The 16647-nt window shown below is 63.4% G+C and carries 13 protein-coding genes; 8 read left to right on the top strand and 5 right to left on the bottom strand.

The features are described from left to right. Window positions 1-7: 7 nt before the first annotated feature. Window positions 8-2554, bottom strand: coding sequence for a DNA mismatch repair protein MutS (mutS, locus tag LQT98_RS17235; RefSeq protein ID WP_231463822.1), 2547 nt, complete (start codon window positions 2552-2554; stop codon window positions 8-10). A 315-nt stretch (window positions 2555-2869) separates the two neighbouring features. Between mutS and LQT98_RS17230 the strand changes: the two genes are divergently transcribed. The 4 genes from LQT98_RS17230 (at window position 2870) to ugpQ (ending at window position 6686) form a co-directional block, all read left to right on the top strand. Further along, on the top strand, window positions 2870-3436 hold the full coding sequence (locus tag LQT98_RS17230; protein WP_048411774.1) for a GbsR/MarR family transcriptional regulator: 567 nt from the start codon (window positions 2870-2872) through the stop codon (window positions 3434-3436). A gap of 2 nt (window positions 3437-3438) precedes the next feature. Beyond that, complete coding sequence (locus LQT98_RS17225; RefSeq protein ID WP_048411775.1) at window positions 3439-4779, top strand: cytochrome ubiquinol oxidase subunit I; 1341 nt, start codon at window positions 3439-3441, stop codon at window positions 4777-4779. Next, window positions 4776-5789, top strand: coding sequence for a cytochrome d ubiquinol oxidase subunit II (locus LQT98_RS17220; RefSeq protein ID WP_048411776.1), 1014 nt, complete (start codon window positions 4776-4778; stop codon window positions 5787-5789). Before LQT98_RS17225 ends, LQT98_RS17220 begins: the two co-directional genes overlap by 4 nt. 144 nt (window positions 5790-5933) lie before the next feature. Then, window positions 5934-6686, top strand: a complete 753-nt coding sequence (gene ugpQ, locus LQT98_RS17215; protein WP_231463820.1) for a glycerophosphodiester phosphodiesterase — start codon at window positions 5934-5936, stop codon at window positions 6684-6686. 201 nt (window positions 6687-6887) lie between these two features. On the opposite strand, the gene LQT98_RS17210 is transcribed toward ugpQ, so the two are convergent. After that, window positions 6888-8876 carry a methyl-accepting chemotaxis protein gene (locus tag LQT98_RS17210; protein WP_231463819.1) on the bottom strand — a complete coding sequence of 663 codons (1989 nt, stop codon included), beginning with the start codon at window positions 8874-8876 and terminating at the stop codon, window positions 6888-6890. A gap of 754 nt (window positions 8877-9630) precedes the next feature. Here LQT98_RS17210 and LQT98_RS17205 point away from each other — a divergent pair. After that, a complete protein-coding gene (locus LQT98_RS17205; protein ID WP_231463817.1) occupies window positions 9631-11046 on the top strand; it encodes an alanine/glycine:cation symporter family protein in 1416 nt (471 codons plus the stop codon). Between the two features lie 67 nt (window positions 11047-11113). Here LQT98_RS17205 and hemN read toward each other — a convergent pair whose 3' ends face one another. Next, window positions 11114-12520 (bottom strand): oxygen-independent coproporphyrinogen III oxidase, encoded by a 1407-nt coding sequence (hemN, locus tag LQT98_RS17200; RefSeq protein WP_048411780.1) that lies wholly within the window; start codon window positions 12518-12520, stop codon window positions 11114-11116. A gap of 109 nt (window positions 12521-12629) precedes the next feature. Between hemN and fnr the strand changes: the two genes are divergently transcribed. Further along, window positions 12630-13376 carry a fumarate/nitrate reduction transcriptional regulator Fnr gene (fnr, locus tag LQT98_RS17195; RefSeq protein ID WP_043590811.1) on the top strand — a complete coding sequence of 249 codons (747 nt, stop codon included), beginning with the start codon at window positions 12630-12632 and terminating at the stop codon, window positions 13374-13376. A 47-nt stretch (window positions 13377-13423) separates the two neighbouring features. Here fnr and LQT98_RS17190 read toward each other — a convergent pair whose 3' ends face one another. Next, complete coding sequence (locus LQT98_RS17190) at window positions 13424-14344, bottom strand: DUF1853 family protein (RefSeq protein ID WP_231463816.1); 921 nt, start codon at window positions 14342-14344, stop codon at window positions 13424-13426. After that, window positions 14334-15113 carry an RNA methyltransferase gene (locus LQT98_RS17185; protein WP_231463814.1) on the bottom strand — a complete coding sequence of 260 codons (780 nt, stop codon included), beginning with the start codon at window positions 15111-15113 and terminating at the stop codon, window positions 14334-14336. The genes LQT98_RS17190 and LQT98_RS17185 overlap by 11 nt, the downstream gene beginning before the upstream one ends. Before the next feature lie 202 nt (window positions 15114-15315). On the opposite strand from LQT98_RS17185, the gene LQT98_RS17180 reads away from it, so the two are divergent. Together LQT98_RS17180 and LQT98_RS17175 are read left to right on the top strand one after the other, a co-directional pair. Further along, window positions 15316-16107 carry an inositol monophosphatase family protein gene (locus tag LQT98_RS17180; protein WP_048411783.1) on the top strand — a complete coding sequence of 264 codons (792 nt, stop codon included), beginning with the start codon at window positions 15316-15318 and terminating at the stop codon, window positions 16105-16107. 81 nt (window positions 16108-16188) lie between these two features. Then, a complete protein-coding gene (locus LQT98_RS17175) occupies window positions 16189-16587 on the top strand; it encodes a VOC family protein (RefSeq protein WP_231463812.1) in 399 nt (132 codons plus the stop codon). The last annotated feature ends 60 nt before the right edge of the window (window positions 16588-16647 follow it).

Raw genomic sequence — 16647 nt, 5'->3', positions numbered from 1 at the left:
GGCCTGGTCAATTGGCCAGTTTCTTTAATTCATAGAGTAAAGCCTGAGCTTCCCGTGGCGAGAGATCGTCTAGATCGACCTCCAGAAGGCGTTCGACCGCCGGATTCGGTTCAGGTTCCACAGTTGCCGTCGCGGGTAAACTGACAAATAGATCCGGCTGCACGCGGCTGGCGGAGTGGTTCTCCAGTTCGGTCAAATAGCGGCGCGCTTCACGGATCACTTTGCCGGGCACGCCGGCCAGTTGCGCCACCGCCAGGCCGTAGCTCTGGCTGGCCGGGCCTTCTTCCACATGATGCAGGAACACGATGCGGTCCTTGTGCTCCACCGCGCTGAGGTGGACGTTGGCGACGCTGGGGTAATCGCCGGCCAGGCTGGTCAACTCGAAGTAATGAGTGGCGAACAGCGTGTAGGCGCGGCTTTTTTCTATCAGCGCCTTGGCGATGGCCCAGGCCAACGCCAGGCCGTCGAAGGTGGAGGTGCCGCGGCCCACTTCGTCCATCAGCACCAGCGATTGCTCGGTGGCGTTGTTGAGGATGTTGGCGGTTTCGGTCATTTCCACCATGAAGGTGGAACGGCCGCCGGCCAGGTCGTCGGAAGCGCCGATGCGGGTGAAGATGCGGTCGATCTGGCCGATCACCGCGCGTTGGGCCGGCACGAAGCTGCCGATGTGGGCCATCAGCGTGATCAAGGCGTTCTGGCGCATATAGGTGGATTTACCGCCCATGTTCGGGCCGGTGATCAGCAGCAGCTTGCGCGCGTCGGACAGCTTGGTGTCGTTGGCGATGAAGCGTTCCACCTCGGCCTCCACCACCGGGTGGCGGCCTTCGATGATTTCCAGCCGGGTGTCGGCGACGAACTCCGGCTCCACGTAGTTGTTGACACTGGCGCGCTCGGCGAAGGAGGACAACACATCCAGCCCGGCCACCGCCTGGGCGATCAGCTTCAGGTCCGGGATGTGCGGCGCCAACTGGTCCAGCAGGTCTTCGTACAGCTGCTTTTCCAGCGCCAGCGCGCGATCCTGCGCCGACAGCGCCTTGTCCTCGAATTCCTTCAGTTCCGGCGTGATGTAGCGCTCTGCGTTTTTCAAGGTCTGGCGGCGGCGGTAGTCGTCCGGCACCTTGTCGCCTTGGGCCTTGGTGACTTCGATGTAGAAGCCGTGCACGCGGTTGAATTCCACTTTCAGCGTCGGGATGCCGGTGCGTTCCTTTTCGCGCGCTTCCAGCGCCAGCAGGAAGGCGCCGCAGTCGGTCTGGATCGCGCGCAACTCGTCCAGCGTGGCGTTGAGGCCGTGGTTGATCACGCCGCCATCGCGCAGGAAGGTGGAGGGCTCGGGCAGGATGGCCTGGCTGAGCATGGTTTCCACCGGGGAATCGTCCGGCAGCAGGCGCGCCAGTTCGCCCAGCAGTTCGGCGTCCAGGCTGGCGGCCAGCCGCTTGACGCCGGTCAGTGCCTTCAGCGAATCGCGCAGCGCGGCCAGGTCGCGCGGGCGGGCGCTGCGCAGCGCGATGCGAGCGGTGATGCGTTCGATGTCCGCCACTTCGCTCAGTTGGGCGTGGGCGTCGTCATAGGCCGGCAGCAGGGCGCGCACCGCTTCCAGCCGGCGCGCCAGCTTGCCGTGGCTGCGGATGGGGTGATGCAACCAATGGCGCAGCAGGCGGCTGCCCATGCTGGTGGCGCAGCCGTCCAGCAGCGAGGCCAGGGTCGGCGACGGTTCGCCGCGTATGGTTTCGGTCAGTTCCAGGTTGCGGCGGGTGGCGCCGTCCATGCGGATCAGCTCGCCGGCGTCTTCCACCGCCAGGTTGGCGATGTGGGCCGGGTTCACGCTCTGGGTGGTCTTGACGTATTCCAGCAGCGCGCCGGCGGCACCCACCGCCACCGGCAGTGTGTCGGCGCCGAAGCCGGCCAGGTCGCGGGTGCCGAAGTGCCGGGTCAGCGTCATCTGCGCCGATTCGATGTCGAACTGCCACGGCGGCAGTTTTTTCTTGGGCGTGGCCACGGTCTCGAATACATTGAGGCCGGTGTCGTCCGGGATCACCAGCTCGGCCGGCTTCAAGCGTTCCAGCTCGCTGTGCAGGTCGTCCACCCGGGTCTGCAGCACTTTGAATTCACCGCTGGCGAGCGATAGCCAGGCCAGGCCCAGCACGCCCTTGACCATGTTCACCGCCATCACCAGATTGTCGCGCTTGTCGTCCAGCAGCGCGGCGTCGGTCAGGGTGCCGGGGGTGACGATGCGCACCACCTTGCGTTCCACCGGGCCCTTGGACAGCGCCGGATCGCCGATCTGTTCGGCGATGGCGACGGATTCGCCCATCTTGACCAGGCGCGCCAGATAGCCTTCGGCGGCGTGATAGGGCACGCCGGCCATCTTGATCGGGTTGCCGCCGCTGGCGCCGCGGGTGGTCAGGGTGATGTCGAGCAAGCGCGCCGCCTTCTCCGCGTCCTCATAGAACAGTTCGTAGAAGTCCCCCATGCGGTAGAACACCAGCTTGTCGGCGTGTTCTCGTTTGATGGCCAGGTATTGCTGCATCATCGGGGTGTGCTGTGGCGTGCTCATCGGCTAAGGGCTCTTATGTTTTCAATAGACAACAGGATGCCGTGGCAACTGCCCGCGCATCAAGGCCGCGCGGGCGCCAGGGCATCCCTGATTAATGTTTGGTCCCGCGCGAGGCGGGGCATTGGAGAGTCGGCGCTATTTTAACGCAGCCCGCCAGCGGCGTCAGCCGCGCCGGCCGGGCTCACGGTCATGCGGTTTGCATGAAGGGCCGTCTTGTCAAGCGCCACGCTCAACGATGGTTGTGATTGACTTGGTTTCGTTGCGAATTTATGATTTATATCAAAGTTTCAGAAATTCCTGAAAATTGAGAATGTCATGAATATACCGCCTCTCGTTCAGTCCTTCGTGCTGCATTTCGGTGAAATGGGCAGCCGCTGGGGCATCAATCGCACTGTCGGCCAGATCTATGCGCTGCTATATGTATCGGAGAAGCCGCTGAACGCGGATGAAATCGCCGAGAGCCTGAGCTTTTCGCGCTCCAATGTCAGCATGGGGCTGAAGGAGCTGGAGTCCTGGCGCCTGGTCCGGCTGCAGCATTTCCCTGGCGATCGTCGCGAATACTTCTCCACGCCCGATGATGTGTGGGCCATCTTCAAGACCCTGGCCGAGGAGCGCAAGAAACGCGAGGTGGAGCCGACGCTGACCATGTTGCGCGGCGCCATCATGGAAGCGCCGGCCAGCGAGGCCGAGCGCCATGCCCAGGCGCGGATGAAGGAGATGTACCAACTGATCGAGCTGGTCACCACCTGGTTCTCCGATATCCAGCACATGGACGTGGAGACTTTGCAGCGCCTGATGAAAATGGGGTCGCAGGTGCAGAAAATCCTGCAATTCACCCACTCGCTTTCGAAACTGACCAGTCGCGACGGCGACAGGGAGTAGCCATGGACTTTGACCCGCTGGTATTGGCGCGCATGCAGTTCGGCGCCAATATTTCCTTTCACATTCTGTTCCCCACCATCAATATCGCGATGGGCTGGGTGCTGCTGTTCTTCAAGCTGCGCTATCTGAAAACCGGCCAACAGGGCTGGATGGACGCCTATGGTTTCTGGGTGAAGATTTTCGCGCTGTCCTTTGCCTTGGGCGTGGTCAGCGGCGTGACCATGAGCTTTCAGTTCGGCACCAACTGGCCCGGCTATATGCAGACGGTGGGCAATATCGCCGGCCCGCTCTTGGCGTATGAGATCCTGACCGCTTTCTTCCTGGAGGCCACCTTCCTCGGCGTGATGCTGTTCGGCCGTTCCAGGGTGTCGGAACGGGTGCATACCTGGGCCACCTTCCTGGTCGCCTTCGGCAACACGGTGTCGGCGTTCTGGATCCTGGCGCTGAACTCGTGGATGCAGACCCCGACCGGCTTCGAGATGGTGAACGGCAAGGCGGTGGTGACCAGCTGGCTGGAGGTGATCTTCAACCCCTCGCTGCCGTACCGGCTCAGCCATATGCTGATCGCTTCCGGCCTGACCGCGTCCTTCCTGGTCGCCGGTCTGTCGGCCTATCGCCGGCTGAAGGGCGACCGCAGCGACGGCGCCAAGCTGGCGTTGAAAACCGGGGTGATCACCGCGGCGCTGCTGATTCCGCTGCAGATCTTCGTGGGCGACATGCATGGCCTGAACACCTTCAAGCATCAGCCGGCCAAGCTGGCGGCGATCGAAGGCATCTGGCACACCGAGAAGGGCGCGCCGCTGCTGCTGTTCGCGCTGCCCAACGCGGAAACCCGCCAGAACGATATGGCGGTGGGCATTCCCAAGCTGGCCAGCCTGATCATCACCCATGATCCCAACGGCGAGATCCGCGGTCTCAACGAGTTCGCCCAGCATCCGCCGGTGGGCAAGGTGTTCTGGAGTTTCCGGGTGATGGCGGGCGTCGGCGCGCTGATGCTGCTGGTGTCCTGGCTGGCCTGTTGGCAGCTGCGCCGCCGCGGTCAATTGGCTCCGCTGATGCTGCGCGCGCTGGTGGGCATGACTTTCGCCGGCTGGGTGGCGACGCTGGCCGGCTGGTATGTGACCGAGATCGGCCGCCAGCCGTGGCTGGTGGAAGGGGTGCTGACCACGGCGCAGGCGGCGGGTCCCGCGACCGGCGGCATGGTGGCGTCGACACTGGCGATGTATCTGAGCCTGTATCTGGTACTGCTGAGCGCTTATGTCTCGGTATTGTTCTACATGGCCGGCAAGGCCGCCGGCCAGTCCGGCGCTGACACTGCGCATCTCGAGGAGAAACTGGCATGAGTGGCGCCGCGTATTGGTTGCCGGTGGTATTCGCCGGCCTGATGGCCTTGTCCATGCTCATCTATGTGGTGCTGGACGGTTACGATCTCGGCGTCGGGCTGCTGCTGCCCTTCGCCAGCAATGACGAGAAGGACATGATGATCGCGTCCATCGGTCCGTTCTGGGACGCCAACGAAACCTGGCTGGTGCTGGGCGTGGGCCTGTTGCTGGTGGGCTTCCCGCTGGCGCACGGCATCATCCTCGGCGAGCTGTATCTGCCGGTGGCGCTGATGCTGGCCGGCCTGATCGTGCGCGGCGTGGCCTTCGACTTCCGCGTCAAGGCGCGCGAGCCGCACAAGCCGTGGTGGAATGTCGCCTTCGCCTGTGGCTCGCTGCTGGCGGCGCTGACCCAGGGCGTGATGCTGGGCCGCTATCTGACCGGTTTCGCCGACGGCTGGCTGGCCTGGGGCTTCGCGCTGCTGGCCGGGATCGGCCTGGCGGCGGCCTACACGCTGTTGGGCGCCGGCTGGCTGATCATGAAGACCAGCGGCGCCTTGCAGGCCAAGGCGGTGGCCTGGGCGCGGCGCAGCCTGGCCGGCGCGGGGCTTTCGGTGCTGCTGGTGTCGGTGGCCACGCCGCTGGCCAGCAGCCATATCGCCGCCAAGTGGTTCGCCTTGCCGGAATTCCTGCTGCTATTGCCGCTGCCGCTGGGCTGCATCGTGCTGTTCGCCACCTTGTGGGTGATCCTGCCGCGCTTGGCGGTGCGCCAGGCCGCCGGCAACGATAACTGGTGCTGGGCTCCGTTTGCCTGCACCGTTGGCGTCGTGCTGCTGTCGTTCTGGGGGCTGACCTATAGCGTGTTCCCGGAAGTGGTGATAGGCCGGCTGGACATCTGGCACGCGGCCAGCGACACCGCGGCGCTGTGGGTGATCTTCTGGGGCGCGGCGGTGGTGTTGCCGGTGATCCTGCTGTACACCGCCTTTGTTTACCGGGTGTTCCATGGCAAGGCCAATGCGCTGACTTATCAGTAAATCCAGGCCGCGTCATGCGCTCACAACAGCCGCCTTTGCTTTGCAATGGCGGCTGTTGCCATACTGGGAGTTCGTCATCCACCTGCAATCCGTCGCGGCGACAATAGCCCCTTTTGCCCACGCGGCAAGCTCAAGGAAGCCCTTATGTCTGACTCCGGTTCCACTCCGGCCTGGCCTTATCCGCGCTTCATCGCCCATCGCGGCGGCGGCGTCCTGGCGCCGGAAAACACCTTGGCCGGCTTCCGCGAAGGCCGGCGCTACGGCTATTGCGGCGCCGAGTGCGATGTGAAACTGTCCGCCGACGATGTCTGCTTTCTGTTGCACGACGACACGGTGGAGCGCACCAGCAACGGCCACGGCGCGGCGGCGGCGATGAGCATGGCGCAATTGGCGCGGCTGGACGCCGGCGGCTGGAAGGGCGCGGCGTTTGCCGGCGAGCCGATGCCGACGCTGGACAATGTCGCCGCCTACTGCCTGGCCCAGGACATCGCCTTGAACATCGAGATCAAGCCCTGCCCGGGGCGGGAGAAGGACACCGGCGCGCTGGTGGCGGCCGCGGCCGCGCGGCTATGGGCCGCGGCTCCGGTTCCGCCCTTGCTGTCGTCTTTTTCCGCGGAAGCGCTGCGCGCAGCGCGCGAAGCCGTGCCGCATGTGCCGCGCGCCTGGCTGGTGGAGCAGGTGCCGGCGGACTGGGAGACAGGCTTGCGCGAACTGGGCTGCATCGCGCTGCACTGCGATTATCTGGGCCTGAGCGCGGAGTTGGCCGCCGCGATCAAGCAAGCTGGCTTTCAATTGCTGTGCTACACGGTGAACCGGCCCGCCGACGCCGAGCGGCTGCTGGCTTGGGGCGTGGATAGTGTCTGCACCGACCGGCTGGATCTGCTGGCGGCGGGGTAGCAGGGGTTGACGAGCTCACTCGTACTCGGGAGATCGTAAACAGGTTCTTAGAACCTGTTCATAGTCTGCTGCGCATCGGCGGGATGGATAGAAATGGGCGTTGAAACCGGCTTCGAAATGCTCATGTACCAACCGTACATTCCGTTTTCTCAGCCGTTTTCGCCTTGTCTCGCTCTTGCTCGCGAGACTTTGAACAGGTTCTTAGACGCTGAAGCGGCCGGCTAGCTGCCCCAGCCGCTGCGACACCGCTTGCAACTCGCTCGCGGTCTGGGCGCTGGCTTCGACGGCGCTGGCATTGGTTTCCGACATCCGCGCCACGTCTTCCACGTTCTGCGCCAGTGATTGGCTGGTGCTGCTCTGCTCCCGCAGCGCCTGGCTGATCTGATGGATGCTGTCCAGCACCTGGTCCACGCACTGGCGGATGGTGGCGATGCTGGCGCCGGCGCTGCGGGTATTGTCCTGGCCTTGCATGATGGCGCTCATCCCGGTCTGCATATTGGCGATGGCCTGCTGCGAGGTGTACTGAATCTCGGACACGATGCCGCTGATCTCGGTGGTGGACTGCGCGGTGCGCTCGGCCAGCTTGCGCACTTCGTCGGCAACCACGGCGAAGCCACGGCCTTGTTCGCCGGCGCGCGCCGCCTCGATGGCGGCGTTCAAGGCCAATAGATTGGTTTGATCGGCGACATCGCGGATCACGTCGACGATGCTGGCGATGGATTCCGACTGTTTGCCCAGCGCGCCTATGGTTTCCGAAGCCGAGCTCACATCGCGAACGATGCTGTCCATGCTGGCTCCGGCCTCGCTGATGATGGCGTTGCCCTCGCTGGACTGACTAACCGCGGTGCGGGACAGCTGGTTGGCCTGTTCCGACTGTTCCGCGCTGACCATCAGGCTGGTGCTCAGTTGCTCGATCGCCGCCGCCATGCTGGCCGCCGACTGGGTCTGCTGAGTGCTGCTATGGCTGATGTTCTGCGCGCTTTGCGCCATCTGGTCGGCCGCGGCGTTGACTTCGCGCGAGGTGTCCAATAGCTGGACGACGGTTTCGCGCAGCTGATTGCGCATCTGGCCGATGGCGGCGAGCAGGCTGCTGTTGTCCTGCGCGCGCAGCTGGATCTGGATGCCCAACTGGCCGGCTGCCAGTTGTTCGACCACGCTTTGCACATAGAAGGGCTCGCCGCCCAGTTGCAGCGTGATGGATAGATAGAGCTGATGGAACAGGAAGCTGGCCAGCAACATGGTGGCGAGGCCGATGCCGATATACAGATTGCGCTGGCCTTGCATCCGTCCGATGCGGGCCTGCAGCAAGCCATCCAGGTTCTGCAGCGCGCTATCGCTGAAATGGGTGATGACACTGGCGCTGCGCGCCGCCAGGCCGGCCACGCCCAGCGCCGAGCCGGTCTTGCCCGCCACCGCGCCGTCTATGGCCGTCACTTGCAGCTGGCGGAAGGCTGCCAATTGCTGATTGTCGGCGTCCAGCGTGCTCTTGACCGCGGAATTATAGGCCTGGGCCTTGGCCAGGTCGCTGTTCAGGCCGTCCAGCGCGCTGCTGATCAGCGGGCGCAATTCGACCAGACGGTCGCGCTCGGCCGGCGTCAGCGCTTGCCCAGTTTCGGGCTTGGCGGCCCAGGCCAGCGCCTCGCCTATGGTGTTGGCCAGCGTCGGCAGCTTGGTGGTGGCCGCGTCCATCAGGTAGTAGCTGTCGATGTCCGGGTCCAGCGTCAGGTTGGAGTTGTCGCTGGCGACGCCCAGCAGGGTGTTGAGTTTGTCGGCGGCATTGTCGAAACCGGCGATGATCTTGTCGGGCGGGGCGCTGCCCAGTTGCGCGAGCGCCGCGCGCGCCGCGCTGGCGGTTTTCCAGGCGTCTTCGCTCTGCAGGGCGCCGCCGGATTGGGCATGGGCGTTTTGCAACTGCGTCCATGCCTGGTCGAGTCGGGCCACGGCCTCCGGCTGTGCGGCCTTGGCGGCGGCGTTGCCCTGCGCGGCTCGCACCGCCAGGTCCTGCGCCAGTTCCAGCGCGCCCAGCACCCGGTTCAGCGGCTGGATGTAGGCGACGCCCACTCTTTCTTTTTGCGAGAAGTCGATATTGTCCTGATTGGTGCGGTACAGGCCGTACACCATATAGAGCAGGGCCGCCGCGAATACCGCGCCGATCAGCGCGAAACGGCTGGGGTAGCTCAGACCTTGCATCAACCTTACCATGGGTGTTGTCATCATCTCGCTCCCGGCGATGGCGGCGGCGCCCGCAATAGGGTTCTTGGCCGTGTCTGTACCAGAATAGGCAATTTTCGGGCAAGAGAGCTGAGCGATGGACGGCAAGCTTGGCAATGACTAAGGGCTATATCAGCCAGAAGCGCAGTGCAGTGCGACGCCTGCTGGGCGTTATTGGCATGGCTTGCCAAAAAAATGCCTTGGTCATTTAAAATGCTATTGGTGTTTTGCCGCGTCGGACGCTGTCAGGAATAACAGCTGAATAAATATGCTTATGGTGTTGCTTGCGCGGTGGTGGAGGCAGAGCGACCGCGTGTGAATTCCATTGCCAGCAAACACTCTATTTTGCTAAATTCGCCGGGTTTCGCATGGAAACAGTCTGACAAAATAGCGTCATCGCTCAGTCTGTTCTGGTGCGTTTGAGCCGCCCATATCGGCCCGCGTGACGATCGCCGCGGCGGCTCGATTCAGGGTTTTAGAGCCGATTCACGATCTCGCGGGCAAGAGCGAGACAAGGCGAAAATGGCTGAGGAAGCGGAATGTGCTTGGCGCATGAGCATTTCAGAGCCGCATTCATCGTGTGACGTCTCACGACGCGCAGCAGATCGTGAACCCGTGATAAGCCCTCATCCCGGCATCAAGACCGGGGCAGAAACCAACCTTCCAGTCTGAAATCCTTCCGGCGCGCGTCGCCCATTTCCAGATTGTCACGCTCAGAGCTTTAAGAGGAATCATGGAGTTGCTTCATTCTTTTATCAATGCCGCCAATGATGTGATTTGGGGCAAGGTGCTGATCGGCCTGCTGCTGGCCGTCGGTGTGTATTTCTCGCTGCGCTCCGGCCTGTTGCAGCTGCGGCTGTTCGCGCGCGGCTGGCGCGAAATGATGGGGGGCCGTGGCGGCCACCGCAGCAAGGGCGACATCTCGCCGTTCCAGGCCTTTGCCACCGGCCTCGCCAGCCGGGTGGGCACCGGCAATATCGCCGGCGTGGCCATCGCCATCGCCGCCGGCGGTCCCGGCGCGGTGTTCTGGATGTGGCTGACCGCGATGCTGGGCATGGCCAGCGCTTTTGCCGAGTCGACCCTGGCGCAGCTGTTCAAGACCAATCACCATGACGATACCTTCCGCGGCGGCCCGGCCTATTACATTCAAAAAGGCCTGGGCCAGCGCTGGCTGGGCGTGGTCTTCGCGTTGTGCCTGATTCTGGCCTTCGGCCTGGTGTTCAACGCGGTGCAGGCCAACTCCATCGTGGCGGCCACCGAGGGCGCCTGGGGCTGGAACCGCTATATGGTGGGCGTGGCGCTGGTGGTGATGACCGCCCCCATCATCTTTGGCGGCATCCGTTCGGTGGCGCGGGTGGCGGAATGGCTGGTGCCGGTAATGGCGGCGATTTACCTGCTGATGACCTTCTATGTGCTGGCGGTGCATGCCGCCGAGCTGCCGGGCCTGATCGTGCTGATCGTCAAGAGCGCCTTCGGCCTGGAGCAAGCGGCGGGCGGCTTCGCCGGCTACGCGGTGAGCCAGGCGATGATGCTGGGCATCAAGCGCGGCCTGTTCTCCAACGAGGCCGGCATGGGCTCCGCCCCCAACGCGGCGGCGACGGCGACTTCGCGCCATCCGGCCAGCCAGGGCGCGATCCAGATGTTCGGCGTCTTCATCGACACCATGGTGATTTGTACCGCCACCGCGGCCATCATCCTGTTGTCCGGCGTGCACGACCAGGGCTTGAGCGGCGTGGCGCTGACGCAGAAGGCGATCGAGGCGCAGTTCGGGCCGATAGGCGCGTCCTTCTTGGCGGTGGCGATGTTCCTGTTCGCGTTTTCCACCATCATCGGCAATTACGCCTATGCCGAGGGCAATGTCGAGTTCATCCGCAGCAACAAGCGGATATTGCTGGCTTTCCGCCTGATCGTGCTGGCGATGGTGATGTTCGGCGCGGTGGCCAGTCTGCCGTTGGTATGGGACATGGCCGACTTCGCCATGGGCTTGATGGCCTTGATCAATCTGGTGGCCATCGTGCTGCTGTCGCGCTATTTCTTCATCGTGCTGAAGGATTACGAGCGCCAGTTGAAGCAGGGCGAGTCCACTCCGGTGTTCAAGGTGGCGGATTACCCGGAACTGGCGGCCAAGGTGGAAAAAGACATCTGGTAAGTCTGAACCTGGTTCCAACGATAAACAGCCCGCGTTTCGACGCGGGCTGTTTTGCTGTGGAGCAAGCTCAAATGGTCTTGGAGTAGCGCGCCTGAGTGCGGCGCTCGCGCAGGTGGCGGTCGAAGATCATCGCGATATTGCGGATCAGGAAGCGCCCCCTGGGTTCCACCATGATGAAGTCGCCGTCGAAGGACAGCAGGCCTAGTTGCTGGAACTCGCGGATCTGCGGCAGTTCTTCGGCGAAGTACTCGGCGAAGTTGATGCCGTGGATTTCCTCCAGCGCCTCCACCGACAGCGAGAAGCGGCACATCAGGCCCTGGATGATACTGCGGCGCAGGATGTCGTCATTGTCCAGCGTCAGCCCGCGCAATACCGGCAGGTGGCCGCTGTCCAGCGCCGCGTAGTAGCTGTCCAGATCCTTGGCGCTCTGACTGTAGCAGGGGCCGACCTTGCCGATTGACGACACGCCAAGACCTATCATGTCGCAGTCGGCGTGGGTGGAATAGCCCTGGAAATTGCGCTGCAGCCGGCCTTGGCGCAGCGCGGTGGCCAGCTCGTCGTCCGGCTTGGCGAAGTGGTCCATGCCGATGAAGACATAGCCGGCGTCGGCCAGGCGCTGCACCGAGTCTTGCAGAATATCCAGTTTGGTTTCCGCCGAGGGCAGGTCGGCCTCGTTGATGCGGCGCTGAGGCATGAACACGGTGGGCAGGTGGGCGTAGTTGTACAGCGCCAGCCGGTCCGGCCCGATGGCGATCACTTTGTCCAGCGTGCGGCGCACCGATTCCCGGGTCTGCAGCGGCAGGCCGTAGATCAGGTCTACGCTGACCGACTTGAAGCCGGCATCGCGCGCGGCCTGGATCACCTCCAGCGTTTCCTCTTCTGACTGCACCCGGTTCACCGCCTGCTGCACCGCCGGCTCAAAGTCCTGAATGCCGACGCTGATGCGGTTGAAGCCGAGTTCGGCCAGCTTGAAGATTGTCGCGGCGCTGACTTTGCGCGGGTCTATTTCTATGGAATACTCCCCCTCCTTCAAGAACTCGAAATGAGTCTTGAGCAAGGTCATCAGTCGTTCCAGTTGCGCGTCGGACAAGAAGGTGGGGGTGCCGCCGCCGAAATGCAGCTGTATCACCTGCTCGCGGCGCCCCAGACAGGAGGCGACCATGCGGACTTCTTTTTCCAGATAGTCCAGGTACAAGTCAGCCTTGCTGCTGTCCTTGGTGATGATCTTGTTGCAACCGCAGTAGTAGCAGATAGTGTTGCAAAAAGGTATATGAGCGTACAATGATAAAGGTTTACGGTTGGCGCCGATGCTGCGCTGCCGTAGCCAGTGGATGTAGTCTGTTTCGGCGAAACCCGGCGTAAAGCGATCCGCAGTCGGGTATGACGTATATCTAGGACCTGTCCCGTCGAGGCGCTCGATCAGCGCGCGGTCGAATTCAAAATGGGCAGGAGAAAATGGGTGGGTGGTCTTCATGTCGTATTTGGATAGCAAAACCTCTGGTGGACTGGTAAATTTGCGGAAATCCTGCGAATTTCGCTTTGATAAGGGTCAAGCTTCAGCGCAAGCTTGCACTAAACATGCCATGTCCGATCAGAACCATATCTCTTTGCATAACCTGAAGGTCTCCTGCTCCAACTGCAGCCTGAAGGAACTCTGTCTGCCGGTTGGGCTCAACCGCGAGGAGTTGACCCAGCTTGACGCGGTGATCCGCCAGAGCCGCCGTTTGAAGCGCGGCGAGTACCTGTTCCGCAGCGGCGAGGGCTTCCGTTCGCTGTTCGCGGTGCGCACCGGCTTCTTCAAGACCAGCGTCGCCAGCCAGGACGGCCGTGAACAGGTCACCGGCTTCCATATGTCCGGCGAATTGATGGGCCTGGACGGCATTTCCGCCAATGTACACGGTTGCGACGCCATTGCGCTGGAAGACAGCGAGGTGTGCGAACTGCCGTTCAGCCGCATGGAGAGCCTGGGACGCGAAATTCCCACGCTGCAGCACCATTTCTACCGCTTGATGAGCCGCGAAATCGTTCGTGATCAGAATGTAATGTTGCTATTGGGCAACATGAAGGCGGAGGAGCGCTTGGCCGCCTTCCTGCTCAATCTGTCGCAGCGTCTGTCCACTCGTGGCTTCGCCGCCAATGATTTCATCCTGCGCATGAGCCGTGAGGAAATCGGCAGCTTCCTGGGCCTGAAACTGGAAACCGTCAGCCGCACGTTGTCCAAGTTCCAGCAGCAAGGCTGGATCACGGTAGACCATAAGCATATCCAGCTGGTGATGGTGGATGAGCTCAAGGCGCTGATCTCCGGTTGCGCGCACGCCAACGGGCATTGAACGCGCAGCGCCGCATTGCTAAAGGCAGGCCATGAGCCTGCCTTTTTTCATGGGCTAGGGCTGCCGGCGATTTGTTCCAATAGCCGCGACAAGGGCGCTTCCTGCGGCCAGCCGGGTGGCACGGCGAAGCCGCGCGCCACTTCATGCCAGCAAGCATCGGCGCCGGCTTGCAGCTCCGCCAGCAATTGCGGCGCCGCCGCCTGTTCCAGCTGCGCGCGCAATGCCGCCGCGGTATGGGTCTGTTCGAAGCCAAGCCGCGCCGGCGCCAGCCAGCTCAGTCTGGGCAGCCAGGCCCAGCGCGAGGCCGTGCTGGAGGCCGGCCATTCGCCGCGCAGCGGCCAGTATTGCCCGTATAGCGGTTGGGCCTGCGGCGGCGGTTCCGGCGCGGTGTCCAGGGCGTGGAACAGCCAGCCGCTGAGCCGGGCGCCTACCGCGCAGCCGGCAAAACCCGACGGCAGCATGGCTTGGGCCGCCGGGTGGCGAGATAGGCGCAGCTGGGTTTGCAATTTACGGGCTTTCAAGGCCCAGGCGTCGCGCAGGCTGGGGCCGGTCAGGGTGTCCGCGTCGCGGCCCAGCTGGAGGTAGAACTTGCTGGCGGTTTCCAGGTGCAGCGGCTGGCCGTCGAGACGCAGCAGGAAGTCGAACTCGCCGATGGTGCGGCCGTCCGGGCCGCGCACCGGCAGATTGTTGGCAAGCAGCTGGATATGCGGCGCCAGCCGGAACCAGAACGATAGCAGCCGTTCCGCGTAATGGCCGAGGCGGCGGGTGGGCTGGCGCGCCAGCCAGCCGTGCAGTTCGGCCGGATCGGCGTCCAGCGCTTGCAGCAGTGCCGGGCCGTCGGCGCCCAGCAGCCGTTGCGGCGCGATGTCGGCGCCGCTGTTCCACGGCGCCGGGGCGGTCAGCAGAAAAGCCAGATCGCGCACCGCCGGGTGCGCGTAGGGCAGGGTGAACAGCGGCTTAGTCGTCATCCTTGGCGGGGGCATCGCGGCGGACTTCGCCGTCGGCGGCGCGCTGAACCTGTTTGAGGAAGCCGCGCAGGATGTCGATTTCCTCGCGCAGCAGGCCGGCGCGGTTGAACAGGGTGCGCATCCGGCGCATCATCCGCTCGCTGTTGCGGCGGCGGAAATAGCCTATCTTGTCCATGGTCTGTTCCAGGTGGCCGCAGAAGCCTTCCACCTCGCCCAGCGCCGCCGCGTCGCTGTCCGCGCGCAGGTAGTCGACGTCCACGCCGGTGTGGCTGAACAGCTCATAAGTCATCACCTGCACCGCCATCGCCAGGTTCAGCGAGAAGTAGTCCGGGTTGCCGGGAATGGTGACCAGGCGATTGCATTGCTCGACTTCTTCGATCGACAGGCCGAAGGTTTCATTGCCGAACACCAGGGCCACCTGTTCGCCGGCGCGGGCGCGCGCCACCAATTCCGGCGTGGTCTGGCGCGGGGTGGACAGCGGGGTGGTCAGCTCGCGGCGGCGGCTGGTCAGCGCGCAGGCGATGGTGACGTCTTGCAAGGCCTCGGCCAGGCTGGACACCACGGTGGCCTGCTCCAGCAGATCCACCGCGCCGGAGGCCAGGGTATTGGCTTCGTCGCTGGGAAACACTTTGGGTTCAACCAGATACAGCCGGCTCAGGCCCATGGTCTTCATCGCCCGCGCGGCGGAGCCGATATTGCCCGGATGGTTGGGCCGCGCCAACACCACGCGAATGTTTTTCAGAAAATCAGGTACTTGGGGTTTATTCATCAGCAGTTTCACATTAAAATAGCCGGCTTATCGAAAAGCCCGCGCGCCGTTTTGCGCGCAAGGCCAGCGCTTGCCGGATGGGCAGGCATGTCGCCTTGCCCGATTGCGCCGGGTTTTTCTTGTTCCTTAACCCAGATTGTTACTAGCAGACGTCGCGTCATGTGGCGGACGTCTGTCATGGTTGAAAGTGTAGAGGCCGTCAATGCATCCGATGCTCAATGTCGCGGTGAAAGCCGCTCGCCGCGCCGGCAGTGTCATCCAGCGCGCGTCGCTGAATCTCGACGCGGTGCGCGTAGAGCGCAAGAAACACAATGACTTCGTGACCGAAGTGGACCGCGCCGCGGAAGAGTCCATCATCGCTTCCATTCTGGAAGCTTATCCCAAGCACGCGATTCTAGCAGAAGAGTCCGGCGCGAAAGGCATCGGTTCCTCGGAATACGAGTGGATCATCGATCCCATCGACGGCACTACCAACTTCTTGCATGGCCACCCGCAGTACGCGATTTCCATCGCGCTGGCGCACAAGGGCCAGGTGCAGCAAGCCGTGGTCTTCGACCCCAACCGCAACGATCTGTTCACCGCCTCGCGCGGCGTCGGCGCCTTCCTCAACGATCGCCGCATCCGCGTGTCCAAGCGCTTCATGATGAATGAATGCGTGATCGCCACCGGTTTCCCGGTGTCCGACCAAAGCTATATCGACCAATACCTGGGCATGCTCAAGGATGTGCTGGCCAAGACCGCCGGCGTGCGCCGCGAAGGCGCGGCCTCGCTGGACTTGTGCAATGTGGCTTGCGGCCGCGTGGAAGGCTTCTGGGAACTGAACCTCAAGCCTTGGGACATCGCCGCAGGCAGCCTGATCGTGCAGGAAGCGGGCGGCATCGTCACCGACTTGTCCGGCGAGCAGGGCTGGCTGGAGTCCGGCGACATCGTCGCCGCCAACCCGAAAGTGCTGGCGCAGCTGCTGCACACGCTGGCGCCGCATATCGGCAAGTAAGCGCTGTCGGCTTGGCCCACTGGGGCTTGGCTAGGCGGGTCACGGCGTCCTCGGGGACGCCGTTTTTGTTTGGAGCGTGAGATGAAACAGTTTTTGGGTTCGATCGCCCTGGTGGTGACGGATTACGATGAAGCCATCGCCTGGTATGTCGACAAGTTGGGTTTTGTGTTGCTGGAGGACGAACGGCAGGGCGAGGACAAGCGCTGGGTGCGCGTGGCGCCGCCGGGGGCGAGCGAGTGCGCGCTGCTGCTGGCCAAGGCGAGCAATGCGCGGCAGCAGGCGGTGGTGGGCACGCAGACCGGCGGCCGCGTCGGTTTCTTCCTGCATACCGACGATTTCTGGCGCGATTACCGCCGCATGGCGGCGGCGGGCGTGAGCTTTAGCGAGCAGCCGCGCGAGGAAGCATATGGCACCGTGGTGGTGTTCGAGGATTTGTACGGCAATCGCTGGGACTTGCTGCAATTGAAGTCCGGCGTTTAAACGCCGGCAGGGCCCCGTGAATAACAAAGAGCCGCGCATTGCGCGGCTCTTTGTTATTCA

This window comes from Chromobacterium aquaticum, from assembly GCF_021129195.1.
GTDB classification, from domain to species: Bacteria; Pseudomonadota; Gammaproteobacteria; order Burkholderiales; family Chromobacteriaceae; genus Chromobacterium; species Chromobacterium aquaticum.
Note: the sequence above shows the minus strand (reverse complement) of the source record. Positions and strands in the feature narration are given on the sequence as shown.

Excerpts from the sequence above, each read along its gene's own strand:
- LQT98_RS17175 (WP_231463812.1), top strand. The coding sequence starts at position 16,189 with ATGAAACAGTTTTTGGGTTCGATCGCCCTGGTGGTGACGGATTACGAT.
- LQT98_RS17225 (WP_048411775.1), top strand. The coding sequence starts at position 3,439 with ATGGACTTTGACCCGCTGGTATTGGCGCGCATGCAGTTCGGCGCCAAT.
- LQT98_RS17190 (WP_231463816.1), bottom strand. The coding sequence starts at position 14,344 with ATGACGACTAAGCCGCTGTTCACCCTGCCCTACGCGCACCCGGCGGTG.
- LQT98_RS17185 (WP_231463814.1), bottom strand. The coding sequence starts at position 15,113 with ATGAATAAACCCCAAGTACCTGATTTTCTGAAAAACATTCGCGTGGTG.
- hemN (WP_048411780.1), bottom strand. The coding sequence starts at position 12,520 with ATGAAGACCACCCACCCATTTTCTCCTGCCCATTTTGAATTCGACCGC.
- LQT98_RS17220 (WP_048411776.1), top strand. The coding sequence starts at position 4,776 with ATGAGTGGCGCCGCGTATTGGTTGCCGGTGGTATTCGCCGGCCTGATG.
- mutS (WP_231463822.1), bottom strand. The coding sequence starts at position 2,554 with ATGAGCACGCCACAGCACACCCCGATGATGCAGCAATACCTGGCCATC.
- LQT98_RS17205 (WP_231463817.1), top strand. The coding sequence starts at position 9,631 with ATGGAGTTGCTTCATTCTTTTATCAATGCCGCCAATGATGTGATTTGG.
- ugpQ (WP_231463820.1), top strand. The coding sequence starts at position 5,934 with ATGTCTGACTCCGGTTCCACTCCGGCCTGGCCTTATCCGCGCTTCATC.
- LQT98_RS17230 (WP_048411774.1), top strand. The coding sequence starts at position 2,870 with ATGAATATACCGCCTCTCGTTCAGTCCTTCGTGCTGCATTTCGGTGAA.
- LQT98_RS17180 (WP_048411783.1), top strand. The coding sequence starts at position 15,316 with ATGCATCCGATGCTCAATGTCGCGGTGAAAGCCGCTCGCCGCGCCGGC.
- fnr (WP_043590811.1), top strand. The coding sequence starts at position 12,630 with ATGTCCGATCAGAACCATATCTCTTTGCATAACCTGAAGGTCTCCTGC.
- LQT98_RS17210 (WP_231463819.1), bottom strand. The coding sequence starts at position 8,876 with ATGCAAGGTCTGAGCTACCCCAGCCGTTTCGCGCTGATCGGCGCGGTA.